This window comes from Enterobacter sp. NFIX59, from assembly GCF_900113755.1.
In the GTDB taxonomy this organism is placed as follows: domain Bacteria; phylum Pseudomonadota; class Gammaproteobacteria; order Enterobacterales; family Enterobacteriaceae; genus Enterobacter; species Enterobacter pseudoroggenkampii.
Genome location: NZ_FOQN01000004.1, coordinates 193,691 through 210,218, shown reverse-complemented (window position 1 = coordinate 210,218; position 16,528 = coordinate 193,691). Strand labels below are relative to the sequence as shown.

Annotated in this window: 12 protein-coding genes and 1 tRNA gene; 7 read left to right on the top strand and 6 right to left on the bottom strand. The window is 55.7% G+C overall.

All coding sequences use genetic code 11. The features are described from left to right. Nucleotides 1-269: 269 nt before the first annotated feature. A complete protein-coding gene (locus BM007_RS15410; protein WP_254780651.1) occupies nucleotides 270-3,875 on the top strand; it encodes an AAA domain-containing protein in 3,606 nt (1,201 codons plus the stop codon). Between the two features lie 121 nt (nucleotides 3,876-3,996). Here the strand turns inward: BM007_RS15410 and BM007_RS15405 are convergent, their stop codons facing one another. Then, nucleotides 3,997-4,956, bottom strand: a complete 960-nt coding sequence (locus tag BM007_RS15405) for a quinone oxidoreductase family protein (RefSeq protein WP_090419675.1) — start codon at nucleotides 4,954-4,956, stop codon at nucleotides 3,997-3,999. Continuing rightward, entirely contained in the window at nucleotides 4,956-5,372 is a 417-nt protein-coding gene (locus BM007_RS15400; protein ID WP_090419673.1) for a RidA family protein, read from the bottom strand. Before BM007_RS15400 ends, BM007_RS15405 begins: the two co-directional genes overlap by 1 nt. 141 nt (nucleotides 5,373-5,513) lie before the next feature. On the opposite strand from BM007_RS15400, the gene BM007_RS15395 reads away from it, so the two are divergent. Further along, nucleotides 5,514-6,452 (top strand): LysR family transcriptional regulator, encoded by a 939-nt coding sequence (locus tag BM007_RS15395; protein ID WP_090419670.1) that lies wholly within the window; start codon nucleotides 5,514-5,516, stop codon nucleotides 6,450-6,452. 8 nt (nucleotides 6,453-6,460) lie between these two features. On the opposite strand, the gene gcvA is transcribed toward BM007_RS15395, so the two are convergent. Beyond that, nucleotides 6,461-7,372, bottom strand: a complete 912-nt coding sequence (gene gcvA / locus BM007_RS15390) for a transcriptional regulator GcvA (RefSeq protein WP_090419667.1) — start codon at nucleotides 7,370-7,372, stop codon at nucleotides 6,461-6,463. Nucleotides 7,373-7,542: 170 nt separating this feature from the next. Here gcvA and BM007_RS15385 point away from each other — a divergent pair, with 170 nt between their 5' ends. Next, a complete protein-coding gene (locus BM007_RS15385) occupies nucleotides 7,543-8,151 on the top strand; it encodes a glutathione S-transferase family protein (RefSeq protein ID WP_090419664.1) in 609 nt (202 codons plus the stop codon). A gap of 43 nt (nucleotides 8,152-8,194) precedes the next feature. On the opposite strand, the gene cbl is transcribed toward BM007_RS15385, so the two are convergent. Further along, entirely contained in the window at nucleotides 8,195-9,145 is a 951-nt protein-coding gene (cbl, locus tag BM007_RS15380; RefSeq protein WP_023336219.1) for an HTH-type transcriptional regulator Cbl, read from the bottom strand. A 96-nt stretch (nucleotides 9,146-9,241) separates the two neighbouring features. After that, a complete protein-coding gene (gene nac, locus BM007_RS15375; protein ID WP_024908060.1) occupies nucleotides 9,242-10,159 on the bottom strand; it encodes a nitrogen assimilation transcriptional regulator NAC in 918 nt (305 codons plus the stop codon). A gap of 320 nt (nucleotides 10,160-10,479) precedes the next feature. Here nac and BM007_RS15370 point away from each other — a divergent pair. Further along, nucleotides 10,480-10,555, top strand: a tRNA-Asn gene (locus tag BM007_RS15370). Nucleotides 10,556-10,700: 145 nt separating this feature from the next. Here the strand turns inward: BM007_RS15370 and ldtA are convergent. Next, nucleotides 10,701-11,600 carry a L,D-transpeptidase gene (gene ldtA, locus BM007_RS15365; RefSeq protein WP_090419661.1) on the bottom strand — a complete coding sequence of 300 codons (900 nt, stop codon included), beginning with the start codon at nucleotides 11,598-11,600 and terminating at the stop codon, nucleotides 10,701-10,703. A gap of 191 nt (nucleotides 11,601-11,791) precedes the next feature. Between ldtA and shiA the strand changes: the two genes are divergently transcribed. The 3 genes from shiA (at nucleotide 11,792) to BM007_RS15350 (ending at nucleotide 16,418) form a co-directional block, all read left to right on the top strand. Then, nucleotides 11,792-13,105, top strand: coding sequence for a shikimate transporter (gene shiA / locus BM007_RS15360; protein WP_090419658.1), 1,314 nt, complete (start codon nucleotides 11,792-11,794; stop codon nucleotides 13,103-13,105). A 73-nt stretch (nucleotides 13,106-13,178) separates the two neighbouring features. Beyond that, a complete protein-coding gene (locus tag BM007_RS15355) occupies nucleotides 13,179-14,633 on the top strand; it encodes an AMP nucleosidase (protein ID WP_090419655.1) in 1,455 nt (484 codons plus the stop codon). A gap of 18 nt (nucleotides 14,634-14,651) precedes the next feature. After that, nucleotides 14,652-16,418, top strand: coding sequence for an aminopeptidase P family protein (locus BM007_RS15350; protein WP_090419652.1), 1,767 nt, complete (start codon nucleotides 14,652-14,654; stop codon nucleotides 16,416-16,418). Nucleotides 16,419-16,528 lie beyond the last annotated feature (110 nt).

Genomic DNA, 16,528 nt, shown 5'->3' with positions numbered 1-16,528 from the left:
TAAAGCAGGCTTTTTGCTTTTCATTATTCCCACGCTAGCTCAAGATAGCCTCTCGTCAGGCAGACCCTTCATTTGCAGCACCATAAGAATGCGTTCCAGTTGTTTGAACGCTAATTCCTCTCAGTAAAACTGGAAAACATATTAGCCGCTGTTACTCATATTGTATTTCCATACGAAGATGCCCCCTTTGGTAGGGTTAAAATATCTGCCTCTGTGTTATTCTCTAACCATTAATTTCAGGGAGATACTCAGGTTAAGGCTCTTTTAGCATGATGCAAAACTCGTCTAAGGATATCCTTTCTGCGTGGCATGATTATGTGAAATTCAGTGGCGCAGAAAAGAGTAAAATACCGGCCAGCAAGGTGCATGAGCACCAACAACTCATGCTCGGTATAAATAACTGTGAAGAAAACCAGAGCGGGGTAATACTCCGTGTTACGCCTGAAATGCGCAACCACTGGCGCCAGCGTTTCGTCGAATATGACGAAAAGGGTAGAATTACCCATATTGAGCCTGTTAACCTGCTTTTTCCGGTACTGCGCTGTATCGAAAACGAGCGAGGTAAGGCCAATGTAAAATACCTTCCGCTGTTCTCTTTCCCCCTCCCCAAATCATTTTTTGAACAGAACGAAAACACCCTGCTAGTTCCCGTCAAAGATGGACAACTTGTTAGCGCATTCCCCTTCGCTTTTCGCGAAATGTTTGGTATTCAGCTGGATGAGCTCGGTGAAAACCGTCATATGATGAGTATCGTTAGCGCGCTCACGGGATGTAAATATGACACGTTCCTTGAGGCGTTTAAGGCTCTTCAGAAATGGGTCACTCAGCAATCAAACAGTAAATATCAGGGGCTGGAAACTGCGTTTAATGCCCTGGTGGCTCCGCTGCATAATGAGGATTACAACCTCAAGCGTGATGCGGAAGATTTCACCTGGCTGTGTAATAACGCAGTTGGTGATTTCCCGTTACTGGAGCAGTATCTCAGCCATATCCATAGTGACGAGAAGGCCCCACATATTCACGAAGTGGTGACTGGCGGTTTGTTTGAAACACAATATCCTCTGGGCCATGGGCAGATGGCGGCAATACAGGCGATTAATCAGGATGAGCGCCTGGTTGCTGTACAAGGCGCGCCTGGTACGGGTAAAACCACGCTATTCAAGTCACTCATCGCACAACAACTGGTTGCCAGAGCACTGGCGATTGCTGATGGAAAGGACCAGAATTTCGGCATGCTGGTCACGTCCACGGCAATAAAAGCGGTGGAGAATATCATTGACGATCTGCGCAGTGACCCTGCAACTGAGGATCTAGACTGGTTATGGTTTCATAGCGGCTCGAACGAACAGGTTCAGCATGAGCTTACCCGGCTTGAGAAACTGATTGGTCGTTGGCGACAGGAAAGCTATGACCAACAGCAGCAGCACGATTTTTTAGCGGTTTTACTCAAGCATCGTGACGAGATGAACGCTTGTTACCGGGCGTATCTGAATGAAAAGGCAGTAGCGATACAATCTGTTGTGGATTGTGGTCTGGACACCCAACTAGCAAAAGAGCTACCAGCTCGTTTCATGGAAAAAATTCCCTCGCTCGCCGCTCATGCACAGGTACTCGGCATTGATGTTTCGCTTCATCGCCCCGACGACCTGGATACCTTAGCCTGTCAGTTAGAACAGCGCCTGCAGGAAATTAGGGAGATAAAAACGCAGCGTCTACAGGCCAGCAGAATTTACCAGACGTTGCAGGCGACATGGCCGCAGCAGCATAGTCTGGAGCAGATACTTAGCTGGATGGATTCACCGCTACGCCCAGCCCTGGAGCTGCATTACCGCGACTACCCGCGTAAAGGGATAAAGCGTTATCTGGCTCGTTTTTTCGAGAGGAAATATCCAGCAAGGTTGCAACAGATGAGCCTGGCTGCACCGGAGGACTTTCTCAAATTCAGGCTTTCTTCCCTTCCCCATCGTCAGCTGGCTGCTCTGGCTGATGCTGGGGAAATGCTTTCACAGCAGGTAGATAGCCTGGCGCTACTGGCGCTGCTCCTGCATGCGGAACCCGAAGCTCAACAGGAAGTTGACCTGCTGACTCTTAATACTGAAGTAGAAGAATTGCAGGCACAATGGCGTCAGGTCATCCGGGCGCAACAGCTAACGGCACAGTATCAACAGCGTTATCCGGAAGGTAACTGGTGCGACATTTTGCGTAAACGCTTTATCAGGCAACACCGGGAAATGTTCGAAGCCGCTATCGGTTATCTCTGGCAGGAACAACTGAAACGGAAAATTGAGCTTGAAGAGGTGCTGACCCACTGGCGGGCCCTGATGAGTAAGCGTCGCAGTGCGGGCTACTATCGCTGGCTGGATAAGCTAGATGATTTCTATCGCGCACTGTCTCTTGTATATCCAGTAATGGCGACCACGCTGGTTTCCGCGTGGAAGGTTGCTGGTTATCGTAAGCTCGATGAACTCAAGGGGCATAAACCATGGCACCTGGCACTGTGCGACGAAGCGGGCATGATTTCGCTTGAATCCCTCGTGCCCCTTTTGAGTCGCAGTGAGAAAGCGATGATTGTTGGCGATCCTCTGCAAATTGAACCCATTAGAAACCTGTCAGAAAACATGCAAACACAGTTGCGTGAGCGTCATTTCGCCAGCAACAATACGTTGTATGAGCGTGTTTCACCTGCAAGCGTCACGGGCTGGCACCGTGCTGCTGGTACGCTTTCCGGCAAGGTAGACGATACGGGTAATGGCATCATTCTCGATGAGCATCGCCGGTGCCAGCAACCTATTGCCGACCTTTTCATCCGACTGGCGAACTACCATGGCGTCAGCGTGGAAACTGCCCCCCCTTCCAGCCGTATTGCCAGCGCGTTTGAGAAATCAGGCGGGCATCATTTGATGTTCTACAGCGTAGAAGGCCAGAAAGGCGATACGGTTAACACTAATCTGGATGAAGTTGATGCTATCGAGCTATTGCTGGATAAGCTGGAAGAAGCTGGTTACGATCTGACTGCCGATGTTGGCATCGTCACTCCCTATAGCAATCAGAAGTCATTGTTGATTAAACGTCTTGCGCAACGAATGAATCACTGGCAGAAAAACTGCATTGGTACAGTGCATCAGTTTCAGGGCGTAGGCTTTGAGGTCATCATTTATAGTCCGGTTATTTTTCATCCTCTTGATAATCCGAATTTTCAAAACGACGCACCAAACATGCTGAATGTCGCGGTTTCACGCGCAAAGCAGCAATTTATCGTCGTAGGTAACCATCATCGATTGCGGCAAGCAGGTGGATACCTGAAAGTCCTTGCAGATAGCGTTGCCGAAAGCTTCCTGCTTGAACAGGGTAGCCAGCATCCGAATTTTGCCAGTCTAAGCCAGACTCCCCGTCTACAGCGTTATTATCGCGACTGCGAACATATTGCCGCATTTAGCGCTCTGGCCAGCCAGTGTGAACAGGAGCTGGTTATCATCGCTCCGTGGATCCGTCGAGGAGGTAAGAATTATCAGAGGCCGGAGTTGGCGCAGTTGGTAGCCACGCAGCGGCGTGGTGTCAGGGTTAAAGTTTATTACGGCTACTATCACCAGTGCGTGGATCGTGCGGAAGATAATGATGAGACTCTGGTTGCCGAGTACCGCGAACAACTAGGAAAAGAGAATATTATCCGGTTGACGGAAGGGACACATGAAAAGGTAATGATGATCGATGGCCGCTACATTGTTCTCGGGAGTTGGAACTGGCTATCTCATGGTTATCACCATAGCTGCGAGCGCAGTAAACAGTTCACTAATGCGATTCGTCATGAGATCAGTGCAGAGCTGGATGATGCATCGCTGGTGAGGGAGCTTAGGGAGAGGTTGCGGCTGGAATAACAGACTCATTGAATGCTCCCAGTCTGATGAGACAAATTTGAAAAGCCTGCTTTTGAAGCAGGCTTTTTTATTTTTCTCCCCCACATCAGAAGAATTACGAAGTCATGATGAGGTCCCCCGTTCATGGCTTCATAACGATACGACCAAGCGGTTTCGCTGTCTCAGCGTATTCATGGGCCGCGGCGGCGTTAGCCAGGGGGAAGACACGGTCAATGACAACCCTGATGTGCCCTGCAGCCACAGCCTGCAACATGTCGTCCACGCTTGTCCGAACGCCAGGCCTTTCAAAAAGAGGCCCCATAAATACCCCCATGAGCGTCTGGTTAGACTGCATTGGCGGCCACAGGTCGACGGTCAGGCTACCGCCGCCCGCATTACCGACGAAGACGAGACGTCCTTCCGGAGCGAGTGCAGAAAGCGAAGCTGGCAACGTCGTCCCTACCGGATCGATGACGAGGTTAACACCGGTGCCATGGGTGAACTGTCGGACACTGTCCACAACGTTATTCTTTGCACGATCCACGACGTGATCGGCGCCAAGTTCCAGCAGCCGGTTTATTCGCTGCGTTCCGCTTGCCACGGCGATGACCGTCGCGCCTGCCTGTGAGGCAAGCTGAACGGCGGCGAGCCCCAGGCCCCCCGCCGCTGCCTGAATTAGGACGGTTTCTCCATGCCGGAGCATCCCTCGTGTGAAAAGGCAATGATGCGCGGTTCCAAAAGAGATCGGTACCACCGCCGCGTCTGCTGCATCCACCCCATCCGGTATAAGCCAGGTACGTTCCGCCGGCACAGCCCAACGTTCCGCATGCGATCCCTGCATGCTAAAAGCAGCCACTCTGTCTCCAACCTTACGGCTACGGACTTTCGATCCGACAGCAACCACTGTGCCCGCGGCCGCGTAGCCGACGACCCATGAAGGGCCAGGCGGCGGAGTTGAGCGGCGGTTGATCAAATCTCCCCCTTCAATCGAGATAGCCTCGACAGAAATCAGGACATCGTCAGGCCCTGCGACCGGATCCGGGACATCGATATATCGCAGGACGCTGGGAGCGCCTTCCACGTCATAAACCGCTGCTTTCATCAATTTACCTCTGTCTTATCATGACTCGTGGGCAGCCGGGCAATCACCTTAATCTCAAACTGGAATCCGTACAGCCACGTCACGCCGATCCCCGTCAACGTCGGGTAAGGCGCTTCCCCCCAATATTCTGGCAGGATACTCCAGATAGCGTCGAGGTTTGACTCGGGATCGACGACAAAGAGGGTCACGTCAACCACGTCACTGAACGTGCAGCCCGCAGCCGTCAGAACAGCATTAAGGTTTTCGAATGCCAGCCGGACCTGCGCGTTGAGATCCTCTTCAGGCGAACCATCCTCCCGGCTACCCACCTGCCCCGAAACAAACAGGAAGCCGTTAGATTTAATGGCGGGTGAATACCGATTGCGCTCATAAAGCGCCTGGCGTCCGAAGGGAAAAACGGCTTCGCGTGTTGTCATGTCTGTACCTTTGCAATGGGGCGAAATCTGCCCGGTGAATATAAAGACACTTTACAGGCGCCACATCGGACGGATAAACAAGCGACTTTGTCCATCATTGTTTGTAATATCCAAACAATCGGTGAAAAGAGAGGACAAGGGATGGATCGTTTCGATGCGATGCGCGCCTTTGCTCGCGTGGTGGAAGCAGGCAGTTTCACAAAGGCTGCCCAAACGCTTCATATGAGCAAAACCACGGTGACGCAGCTTATTCAGCAGCTGGAAGCGCGCCTGCGCGTCAGGCTGCTCCATCGCACTACCCGCAGGCTCGGTGTGACTCCTGATGGCGCGGTCTACTACGAGCGCGTCATCCGCCTGCTGGCGGACATGGAGGATGCTGAAAACAGCCTGTCCAGTGCGACGATGACCCCCAGGGGACGCCTGCGGATAGATGTGCCCACTCCTCTTGCCCGCTTTGTTCTGGTGCCCGCGCTACCGGCTTTTCATGCACGCTACCCTGATATCCAGTTCGACATGGGCGTGAGCGACCGGGTGGTGGATCTGATCGGTGACAATGTGGATTGCGTCCTGCGCGGTGGCGAAATCAACGACCAGTCCCTGATCGCACGCCATGTCGGCGATTTGCAAATCGGTGTTTACGTCGCCCCTAGTTATGTGGAACGCCTCGGCGCCCCTGCGCACCCGCGAGAGCTGGAAAACACCGACCATCGCATAGTGGGATTCTTGTCCTCACGCACCGGTAAGGTTGATTCTCTGGTACTGCATGGTGAGAGTGAACATATTGAAATCACGGGTAACTATGTACTTGCCGTGGATGATGGCAATGCTTACCTCGAAGCTGGATTAGCCGGGTTAGGCGTGATTGCGCTACCCGCCTATATGGCGGCAGCACATCAGGCTTGTGGCTCCTTGATTCCGCTATTTGAACAATGGCGGATTAAGCCAATGCCCCTGTACCTGGCGTTTCCGCCGAACCGCCATGTCAACGCCAGACAGCGCGTTTTTATTGATTGGATCGTTGAATTGATGCAGCAGCATGTCCCTAATTCCAATAATAAGTCATTCCCTCCCAGCCCCTGATTCGCTCATTAGGGTTGGTTACTTTCCACAGCACTCACCGCTCGCCGCCAGGCCGCCACTTCCTCCTCCAGCCATGCCTTAAAGAGTGTCACCTCCGGCTTCGCCTCCGTTGACTGCGCCGTTACCAACCAGTAAGGCCAGGGATAAGGTGCGGTGATGGAGGTTAGCTGGACCAGTTCACCTCGGGTGATGGCATCCTGAACCAGAGAGCGACGCTCCAGCGCGATACCTTTCCCGAGTCGAACGGCTTCGATAATGATATTGGAGTCGTTAATGCATAAACCGTCAGGCACGATCTCTTTCTCAAGACCCGCATTCATGCACCACGTTTTCCACGACTCCATAGAGAAAATAATATGACTCTTTGCAATCTCCGCTGGCGTAGCGGGCAGCACGCCCCCGTTAAAGCCCGGTGCGGCCACCACAATAAGCTCATCGGAAAAAAGGTAATGGCTTTCACTCCCTTCCCAGTTCCCCTGCCCCATCCGTATCGCGATGTCTATCCCTTCCTGCAGCAGGCTGGTGACCGTCAGGCTGGCCTGGATCCGCAGGGTGATAAGCGGATATTTCGCCCGAAAACGAGCCAGACGCGGTAATAACCAGTGGCATCCAAATGACGGCACCATCGCCAGCGTCAGCTCCTGCTTTCTCGGCTTCACCTGTACGAGTCGGGTAGCATCCGCGATGTGGTTCAACGCCTCGCGTACCTGTAAGGCATAGAGCCGCCCTTCTTCGTTGATCTGCACTCCTCGCCCCTGACGGATAAACAGCTTTACGCCCACCATCTCCTCCAGCACTTTGATCTGCTGACTGATAGCGGAATGGGTAACGTGGAGTTCTTTCGCCGCCAGCGTCACGCTGCCGAGACGGGCGACTGCTTCAAAGCTTCGCAAACTGGCAATAGGTGGAAAATCCGACATGAAAGCACTTCCTTATCTGTGCTGGATATACAGCGGCAACCTGACCATATGTCAGTAATACTAACCCTTACGGTAAGATACTGAAGATATTCGCCATGCAAATTGTATTGTAATGTCTGGTCATCCTCTTCAATGACGCGTTATTTCACAGAGACAGGAAAACGGAAACGATGATTAAGCTTGTTGGCATGATGGATTCACCTTATGTACGGCGCGTGGCGATTTCCCTTGAGCTTTATGGCGTTGAGTTTGAAAGCCAGCCGCTGTCAGTCTTTAGCACCTTCGACGCGTTCTCCCGGATCAACCCCGCGGTAAAAGCCCCGACGCTGGTTCTGGATAACGGAATACGGCTGATGGACTCCTCGCTGATACTGAACTATTTTGAGGCTCAGGCTGCCCCCGAGCGGAAACTCCTGCCCGTCGCGCCGGATGCGCTGGCAAAGGATCTTCAGGCGCTGGGCTTTATCCTCGCCGCCGCTGAAAAAGCGGTGCAAAATGTGTATGAACACAACCAGCGCCCGGTGGAAAAGCAGCACGCTATATGGGTCGAGCGCATTACAATTCAGCTGCTGGCGGCCTGCAGGGAATGGAATGCCTTACTGGAGACACGTCCGGCGACCGCAACTCTCGATCAGGTTGCCGTCACGAGCACGGTTGTCTGGACGTTTATTCAGTCGATGATCCCGCACGTTGTTAACGCGGCGGATTTTAGAGAGATTCAGGCGTTTACCGAATCATTCGAATCACAGGTAGTTTTTAAAAAATATCCGTTCAACTAAATGACGAGCCCGGTCAGTGCAGCGCTACCGGGCAAGCCAACACTTAAATCTGATAATCAATCGCCACTTCTTCCGGCTCCATCACCTGACGTTTAATCTCATCCACCGACAGCCCGGCATTGCACAGCTCGATAAAACGCCACACATAGTTGCGCTGCAGCTGCCCGCGCTTCAGGCCAAGCCATACGGTATTGGCGTCAAACAAATGACGCGTATCAAGACGCACCAGGTTCCCGTCCTCGCGTTCTCCGCTGGACTGTTCCGCCACCAGGCCAATGCCCAGACCCAGCTCGACGTAGGTTTTAATCACATCAGAATCCTGCGCGCTCAGCACCACGTCCGGCGTTAGCCCTTTGCGGTTGAAGGCCTCGTCTATCCGCGAACGTCCCGTAATCCCCTGCCGGTATGTGATCAACGGCCATTTGGCAACGTCTTCCAGCGTCAGGGGAGAGACCTGATTCAGCGGATGATCGACCGGAAGTAATAAGCTGTGGTACCAGCGGAACCAGGGGAAAGCCACCAGCAGCGGGTCGTTGCTCAGGCGTTCGCTGGCAATGCCGATATCCGCCCCACCGTTTTGCAGCAGCACTTCGATTTCCTGCGGCGTGCCCTGGATGAGCTCCAGACGGACGTCAGGGAAAAGTTCGCGGAACGCTTTGATCACCGGCGGCAGGCTGTAGCGCGCCTGGGTGTGGGTGGTGGCGATGGTGAGTACGCCCGAGGCGTCATTGGTGAAGAGATCCGCCAGACGACGCACGTTGCTGGCCTCGTTGAGGATCCGCTCTGCAATGGTGAGCAAAGCCTTACCCGGCTCCGTCATGCCGAGCAGCCGCTTGCCGCGACGGATAAAGATCTCTATGCCCAGTTCCTCTTCCAGCTCGCGGATATGGCGGCTGACGCCGGACTGAGAGGTATAAAGCATATTGGCGACCTCGGTCAGGTTGTAGTCCCGCCTGGCCGCCTCACGGATAATTTTAAGTTGCTGGAAATTCACGATTCACTCCGGCGCATCTGACATAGCTCTATTGTTAGAGTCAGCCGAGCTGCAGAACAAATAATAAAAACCAGCATCTTATTCTTTTATGGAATATCAGCTCACGAGCTGGAGTTCACGGTTCTCAAGCGATGGCTTGCTGACCAGCGACATCAAAATCTCTTTTACCGCCTGCGCCTGTGGCGACAGCGAACCGCGTGCGGACATGTTCAGCGACAGCGGCAGGCTCATGGAAGGCGTGGTGATCCGCGCCATCCAGCCGTTTGCCGCACTGCACAGCGAGCGGGCTGCGGATTCTGGCAGAACGGTCACCCCCATGCCGCTGGCAATAGCTGCGGTCAGCGTGGAGATCGAGTCGATTTCGCCGATGATTTTGGCCGTCAGGCGGCGCAGGGAGAACGCTTCGTCCACGCGCACGCGCACGGCGCTGTAGTCGCGCGGCAGATAGAGGTTCATCTCTGCCACGGCGGCAAGGTCGACGCTCTGGCCCGGGCAGTCGCGGGTGCCCACGAGGTAGAGATCTTCTTTCAGCAGCGGCTGGCTGGTGATGCCGGCGACCGGGGAGCGATCGTAAAGGACCGCCATATCCAGCTGGCCGCTGAGCAGTTTGTCATTCAGTACGGAACCGCTGTTTTCATGCAGGTATACCAGCACTTCAGGCAGCTCAGCGCGAACGGCCTGCAGCAACGGCATGGTAATAGAGGACGCGGCCGTTCCCGGCGCCAGGCCGATAGAAACGTGCCCGCTCAGGGTCTGACCCACGTTATTCACCGCCAGCTGCGCCTGTTCACACTGGCGAAGAATGGTGCGCGCATGGGTATACAGGATCTTACCGGCTTCCGTTGGCGTGACGCCGCGTTTGGTGCGGATCAACAATTGCTGATCCATCTCGCCTTCCAGAGTAGCCACCTGCTGGCTCAGCGCAGGCTGCGCGATATGCAGCACTTCTGCCGCTTGAGTCAGGCTGCCGATATCGACGATTTTTACGAAGTATTTCAGTCGTCTTAAGTTCATTTTGCCCCCTGTTCGAAATGCTGTGCCGGAACCGGCTGTCGTTGTTGAACAGGTTTTGCAATATGAATGCCACTTTTACCAGGCGGTCTGAATTGTTCGCTAAGCGTCTGAAAATAAGGAATCCTAATTACAGAGGGGGATTTAATTACCGAAACAGCAGTTTATGATCTGCCCCATTAGAGGTATACCCGCACCAAAGCGGTGCAATCCGCTGCCAAAAACATCACTTTGCCGATTTTGTCAGCAAACGATCGAAAGGCGGCGATCCACCCTTTGACAAGGTGAACGCAGGTCGATAATATGCGCCCCGTTCACACGATTCCTCTGTAGTTCAGTCGGTAGAACGGCGGACTGTTAATCCGTATGTCACTGGTTCGAGTCCAGTCAGAGGAGCCAAATTTGAAAAGCCTGCTTTTAAAGCAGGCTTTTTGCTTTTCTGCACAAGGTAAATGCAAAACGGCAACAAGGTTGCCGTTTTTAGTGTGTGCACCCTCTCCCGTGGGAGAGGGCCGGGGTGAGGGCACCAGCCCGCACAATCCCCTTACATGCCTACCTTAACCGGCATCCCTGACCGCCGTTCCAGTTCGGCTCCCGCCCCCTCGTTTATTAACTGCGTCCGCTGCGCGGCTGACATTGGCAGAGGCACTTTCCGGGTCGATTCAAATTCCGCACGGTTACGCGATAATGGCTCGTGAACCTCCACCCAGCGGCTGCCGTCCGGCTCCGTGGTGACTTTAACGGGCCGATCGATAAGCTGCACGCGGGTTCCGACGGGAACATGATCAAAAAGATATTTGATGTCGTTATTACGCAGACGAATACAGCCCTGGCTCACCCGCAGCCCGATGCCAAAATTCGAGTTTGTGCCGTGAATGGCATAGAGCCTGCCGATATAAATGGCATACAGCCCCATCGGGTTATCCGGCCCGGCGGGCACGAATGCCGGGAGCGTTTTCCCTTCTGCCGCATAGGCACGGCGCGTATTCGGCGTCGGAGACCAGGTTGGCCCCACCTGCTTACGCTCAACGGCCGTCACCCAGTTTCGCGGGGTTTCACGCCCGGCCTGACCGATGCCGATGGGCAGCACTTCAACGGTATTGCTGCCGGGTGGATAATAGTAGAGGCGCATTTCCGCCACGTTAACGACAATCCCCTCGCGAACGGTGTCGGGCAAAATCAGCTGCTGAGGGATCACCAGCCGGGTGCCGGATTTGGGTAAAAAAGGATCCACCCCCGGGTTGGCTTCCAGCATATTGCTTAGCCCCTGCCCGTACTGCGCGGCAAAGGCCTCAAGCGGTAATGTATTATGATCCGGCACGGTAATGACCTGCGAACTCCCTACCAGACGGCTGCCCGCCGGCGGTAAAGGATAGCTCACCGCCTGCACGCTCTGGCTGATAAGTAATGCAGCAAGACAGCCCAACGCCTCTTTACGACACATCTTCCCTTCCTCAGTCGCTTCGCTCTTTATTAAGCATAGCGTAGCCGTTTTGCATTACCCATCAGGAAATAAAATCAGTTTGCACAGGCCCCCTGTCGCGGTAGTCTCATAGATTCCGTTTATATGACGGGCGCAATGTGAGTGACCTTTTCTTATACCAATAATTAAAAATAAGTGCAGACAGGACAACTATGGACTCCACCCTCATCTCCGATCGTCCCAACGAGGAGACCCCTTCGCTCAATCGTGCCCGCCGCGCCGCACTCGGCAGCTTCGCGGGTGCCGTCGTCGACTGGTATGATTTTCTGCTTTACGGCATTACCGCCGCGCTGGTGTTCAACCGCGAGTTTTTTCCCCAGGTCAGCCCCGCGATGGGCACGCTCGCCGCGTTTGCCACCTTCGGCGTCGGCTTTCTGTTTCGCCCGCTGGGCGGGGTGATCTTCGGCCACTTCGGCGACCGCCTCGGCCGCAAGCGCATGCTGATGCTCACCGTCTGGATGATGGGGATCGCCACCGCATTGATTGGCATTCTCCCGTCGTTTTCCGCCATTGGCTGGTGGGCCCCAGTGTTGCTGGTGACATTACGCGCCATTCAGGGCTTCGCCGTGGGCGGCGAATGGGGCGGCGCGGCGCTGTTATCCGTTGAGAGCGCCCCGAAAAACAGGAAAGCGTTTTACAGCAGCGGCGTGCAGATCGGGTACGGCGTAGGGCTGCTGCTTTCCACAGGGCTGGTATCGTTAATCAGCCAGCTCACCACCGACGAGCAGTTCCTGAGCTGGGGCTGGCGCATTCCGTTCATCTTCAGCATCGTGCTGGTCATCGCCGCGCTGTGGATCCGTAACGGAATGGAGGAGTCGGCAGAGTTCGAAAAGCAGCAGGAAAAACTGGCCGTCAAAAAGCGACTGCCGGTGATGGAAGCCCTGATTCGGCACCCTGGCGCTTTTCTGAAAATTATCGCCCTGCGCCTGTGCGAGCTGCTGACGATGTATATCGTCACCGCCTTTGCCCTGAACTATTCGACGCAGAATCTCGGCCTGCCGCGCGAGCTGTTCCTGAATATCGGCCTGCTGGTCGGCGGGATCAGCTGCCTGACGATACCCTGCTTCGCCTGGCTGGCGGACCGGTTTGGCCGCCGTCGCGTCTACATCACCGGCGCGCTGATTGGGTGCCTCAGCGCCTGGCCATTCTTTATGGCGCTGGAGGCGCAGTCGATCTTCTGGATTGTCTTCTTTGCTATCATGCTCGCGAACATCGCTCACGATATGGTGGTCTGCGTACAGCAGCCGATGTTTACCGAACTGTTCGGCGCCAGCTACCGCTACAGCGGCGCGGGCGTGGGTTACCAGGTCGCAAGCGTGGTCGGCGGCGGGTTTACGCCGTTTATTGCCGCCGCGCTGGTAACCTTCTCGGGCGGCAACTGGCACAGCGTGGCGATTTATCTGCTGGCCGGCTGCCTGCTGTCGGCGGCAACGGCGCTACTCATGAAAGAGACGAGCCACCGCTGATCTCACTTTTGTTTCACAGGCGTGTGACATACTATCGGGTAGAGTCGCACACCTGTGGAACAAGGAGACAGAGATGAATAATAAGGGCTCCAGCCTGACCCCGGCTCAGGCGCTGGAAAAACTCGACGCGCTGTACGAACAGTCCGTCAACGCGCTGCGCAGCGCCATCAGCGAATATATTGAAACAGGGAAACTTCCCGACGAAAAGGCCAGAACCGAGGGCCTTTTTGTTTATCCATCGCTCTCTGTGACCTGGGACGGCAGCGCCAGCACGACACCGAAAACCCGCGCCTACGCCCGTTTTACCCACTCCGGCTGCTACAGTACCACCGTTACCCGCCCGGCACTTTTCCGCCCGTATCTTGAAGAACAGCTGACGCTGCTGTATCAGGATTACGGCGCGCACATTCACGTTGAGCCCTCGCAGCATGAAATCCCTTATCCGTACGTGATAGACGGCTCGGCGCTAACGCTGGATCGCTCAATGAGCGCGGGGCTGACCCGCCACTTCCCGACGACGGAGCTTTCACAGATTGGCGATGAGACGGCCGATGGGATCTATCACCCGGCAGAATTTTCTCCCCTGTCGCACTTTGATGCTCGCCGGGTCGATTTCTCCCTGGCGCGTCTGCGCCACTACACCGGCACACCCGTCGAACATTTCCAGCCGTTCGTCCTCTTTACCAACTACACCCGCTACGTTGACGAGTTTGTCCGCTGGGGCTGCAGCCAGATCCTCGACCCGGAAAGCCCCTATATTGCACTGTCCTGCGCGGGCGGGATCTGGATCACCGCCGAGACCGAAGCGCCCGAGCAGGCTATCTCCGACCTGGCATGGAAAAAGCACCAGATGCCCGCCTGGCACCTGCTCACCGCCGACGGTCAGGGCATCACGCTGATTAACATTGGCGTGGGCCCGTCAAATGCCAAGACCATCTGCGACCATCTGGCGGTGCTGCGTCCGGACGTGTGGCTGATGATCGGCCACTGCGGCGGCCTGCGTGAAAGCCAGCTGATTGGCGACTACGTGCTCGCCCACGCCTATCTGCGTGATGACCACGTGCTGGATGCGGTGCTGCCGCCGGATATCCCAATCCCGAGCATCGCCGAAGTGCAGCGCGCGCTGTATGACGCGACCAAAGAGGTCAGCGGCATGCCGGGTGAAGAGGTTAAACAGCGCCTGCGCACCGGTACGGTCGTCACGACGGATGACCGCAACTGGGAGCTGCGTTACTCCGCCTCCGCGCTGCGGTTCAACCTGAGCCGCGCGGTGGCAATTGATATGGAGAGCGCCACCATCGCCGCGCAGGGGTATCGCTTCCGCGTCCCGTACGGCACGCTGCTGTGCGTCTCCGATAAGCCGCTGCACGGCGAAATTAAGCTGCCCGGTCAGGCCAACCGTTTCTATGAAGGGGCGATATCCGAACATCTGCAAATTGGCATTCGCGCCATTGACCTGCTGCGGGCGGAAGGTGACAGGCTCCATTCCCGCAAGCTGCGCACCTTCAACGAGCCGCCGTTCCGCTAATAACGATAAGGAAAAACAATGTCCAGCACATCTCCGCTCTCTGCCCTGCGCCACTGGCTCGAGGCCAGCCATCTCGACGGGATGATCGTCCCGCGTGCGGATGCCTGGCAGAGCGAATACTGCGCGCCATACGACGAAAAGCTGGCCTGGCTGACGGGCTTTGACGGTTCGGCCGGCATGGCGCTGGTGCTGAAAAACAAAGCGCTGCTGTTCGTCGACGGGCGCTATCAGGTTCAGGCTCGCGTTCAGGTCAATACGGATGAGGTTGAGATCCACCACCTGCACAACGAGCCGCTGGCAGAATGGCTGGCGGAAAACGTGGAGGCCGGGACGCGCATCGGTTTTGATCCGCTGCTGATGACCAACTCGGAGTTTGAGCAACTGTCTGCCACGCCGTGCGAGCTGGTTCCTCTGAAGGCCTCGCCGTTTGACGCCCTATGGGTTGACCGCCCTGCCGCACCGGCGGGGCTTATCCGGGAAATGCCGGTTGAACACAGCGGCGAACGCAGCGCGGACAAACGTCTGCGCGTCGCCGCCGTGCTGGCCGCAAACAATGCTGATTATCTCGCCGTTACGCTGCCGGATAACATTGCCTGGCTGCTGAACGTGCGTGGCGCGGATATCCCTTACAGCCCGGTACCGCTCTCCTTTGCTCTTCTGGGCCGTGACGGTCACGTTGAGTGGTTTGTTAACGACAATAAGCTCAGCGCCCTGCCTGAAGAGGTGCGCAATGCGTTTACCATTGCGCCGCAGGACGCTTTTATCGAACGCTGTCAGCAGATTGCTGCGGGCAAACGGGTGATGATTGATGCCGATTCCGCGCCGGTGGCTCTGCGCTTCGCCATTGAGCCACGGGGAGAAATTGTCTGGCGGACTGACCCCATCACCCTGATAAAGGCCACCAAAAACCCGGTTGAGCTCGCAGGTTATCGCGAGTGTCATCACCAGGACGGTGCCGCCTGGGTCAACTTCCTGGCCTGGCTGAGCCGTGAAGTGCCGCTGCGCGAGGCGGCAGGGAATCCGCTAACAGAGCTGGAGGTTCAGGCGCAGCAGCTTGCGTTCCGTCAACAGCAGCCTGGGTTCATCGAGCAGAGTTTTGCAACCATCTCCGCCTCTTCGAGCAATGCAGCGATGTGTCACTACCATTCGAGCGAGGCCAGCAATAAGCATATCGGCCACGATCATTTTTACCTGAACGATTCTGGCGGCCAGTATGTGAATGGCACCACCGACGCTACGCGCACGCTGGCATGGGGTAAGGTCGATCCGCAGCAGCGCCTTCACTACACCGCCGTGCTGAGAGGCTTCCTGTCGCTGATTACCCTGCAGTTCCCTTCCGGGACTCAGGGGCATCAGCTGGATGCCTTCGCGCGTCGTCCGCTGTGGGAGATGGGGCTGGATTACGATCACGGCACGGGGCATGGCGTGGGACACCAGTTGCTGATCCATGAGAACCCGCATCGCATCGCCAAAAAGGTCAACCCGTGGCCGCTGGTGGCGGGCAATATCATGACGATTGAACCGGGCTACTATCTGGGCGACAGCCACGGTATTCGTATTGAAAACCAGGTGGAGATCGTGGAGAGCCGTCCGGGGTTCTGCAGGTTTGCCTCGCTGACGCTGATCCCGATCGACTTAAGTCAGGTTGAGCTGCATTTGCTGAGTGAGCAGGAGAAGCAGTGGCTGGATGCGTATCACCAGCAGGTACGCGAGGCGCTGTCACCTCTGGTGAACAGCGATGCGCGTCCGTGGCTGATTGAGGCGACGGCGCCGATTAGTTTGTAATTTCGTGCGGTCTGGTGCCCTCACCCCACCCCTCTCCCACGGGAGAGGGTGCACACACTAAAAACGGCAACAAGGTTGCCGTTTTGCATTTACCTTGCGCAGAAAAGCAA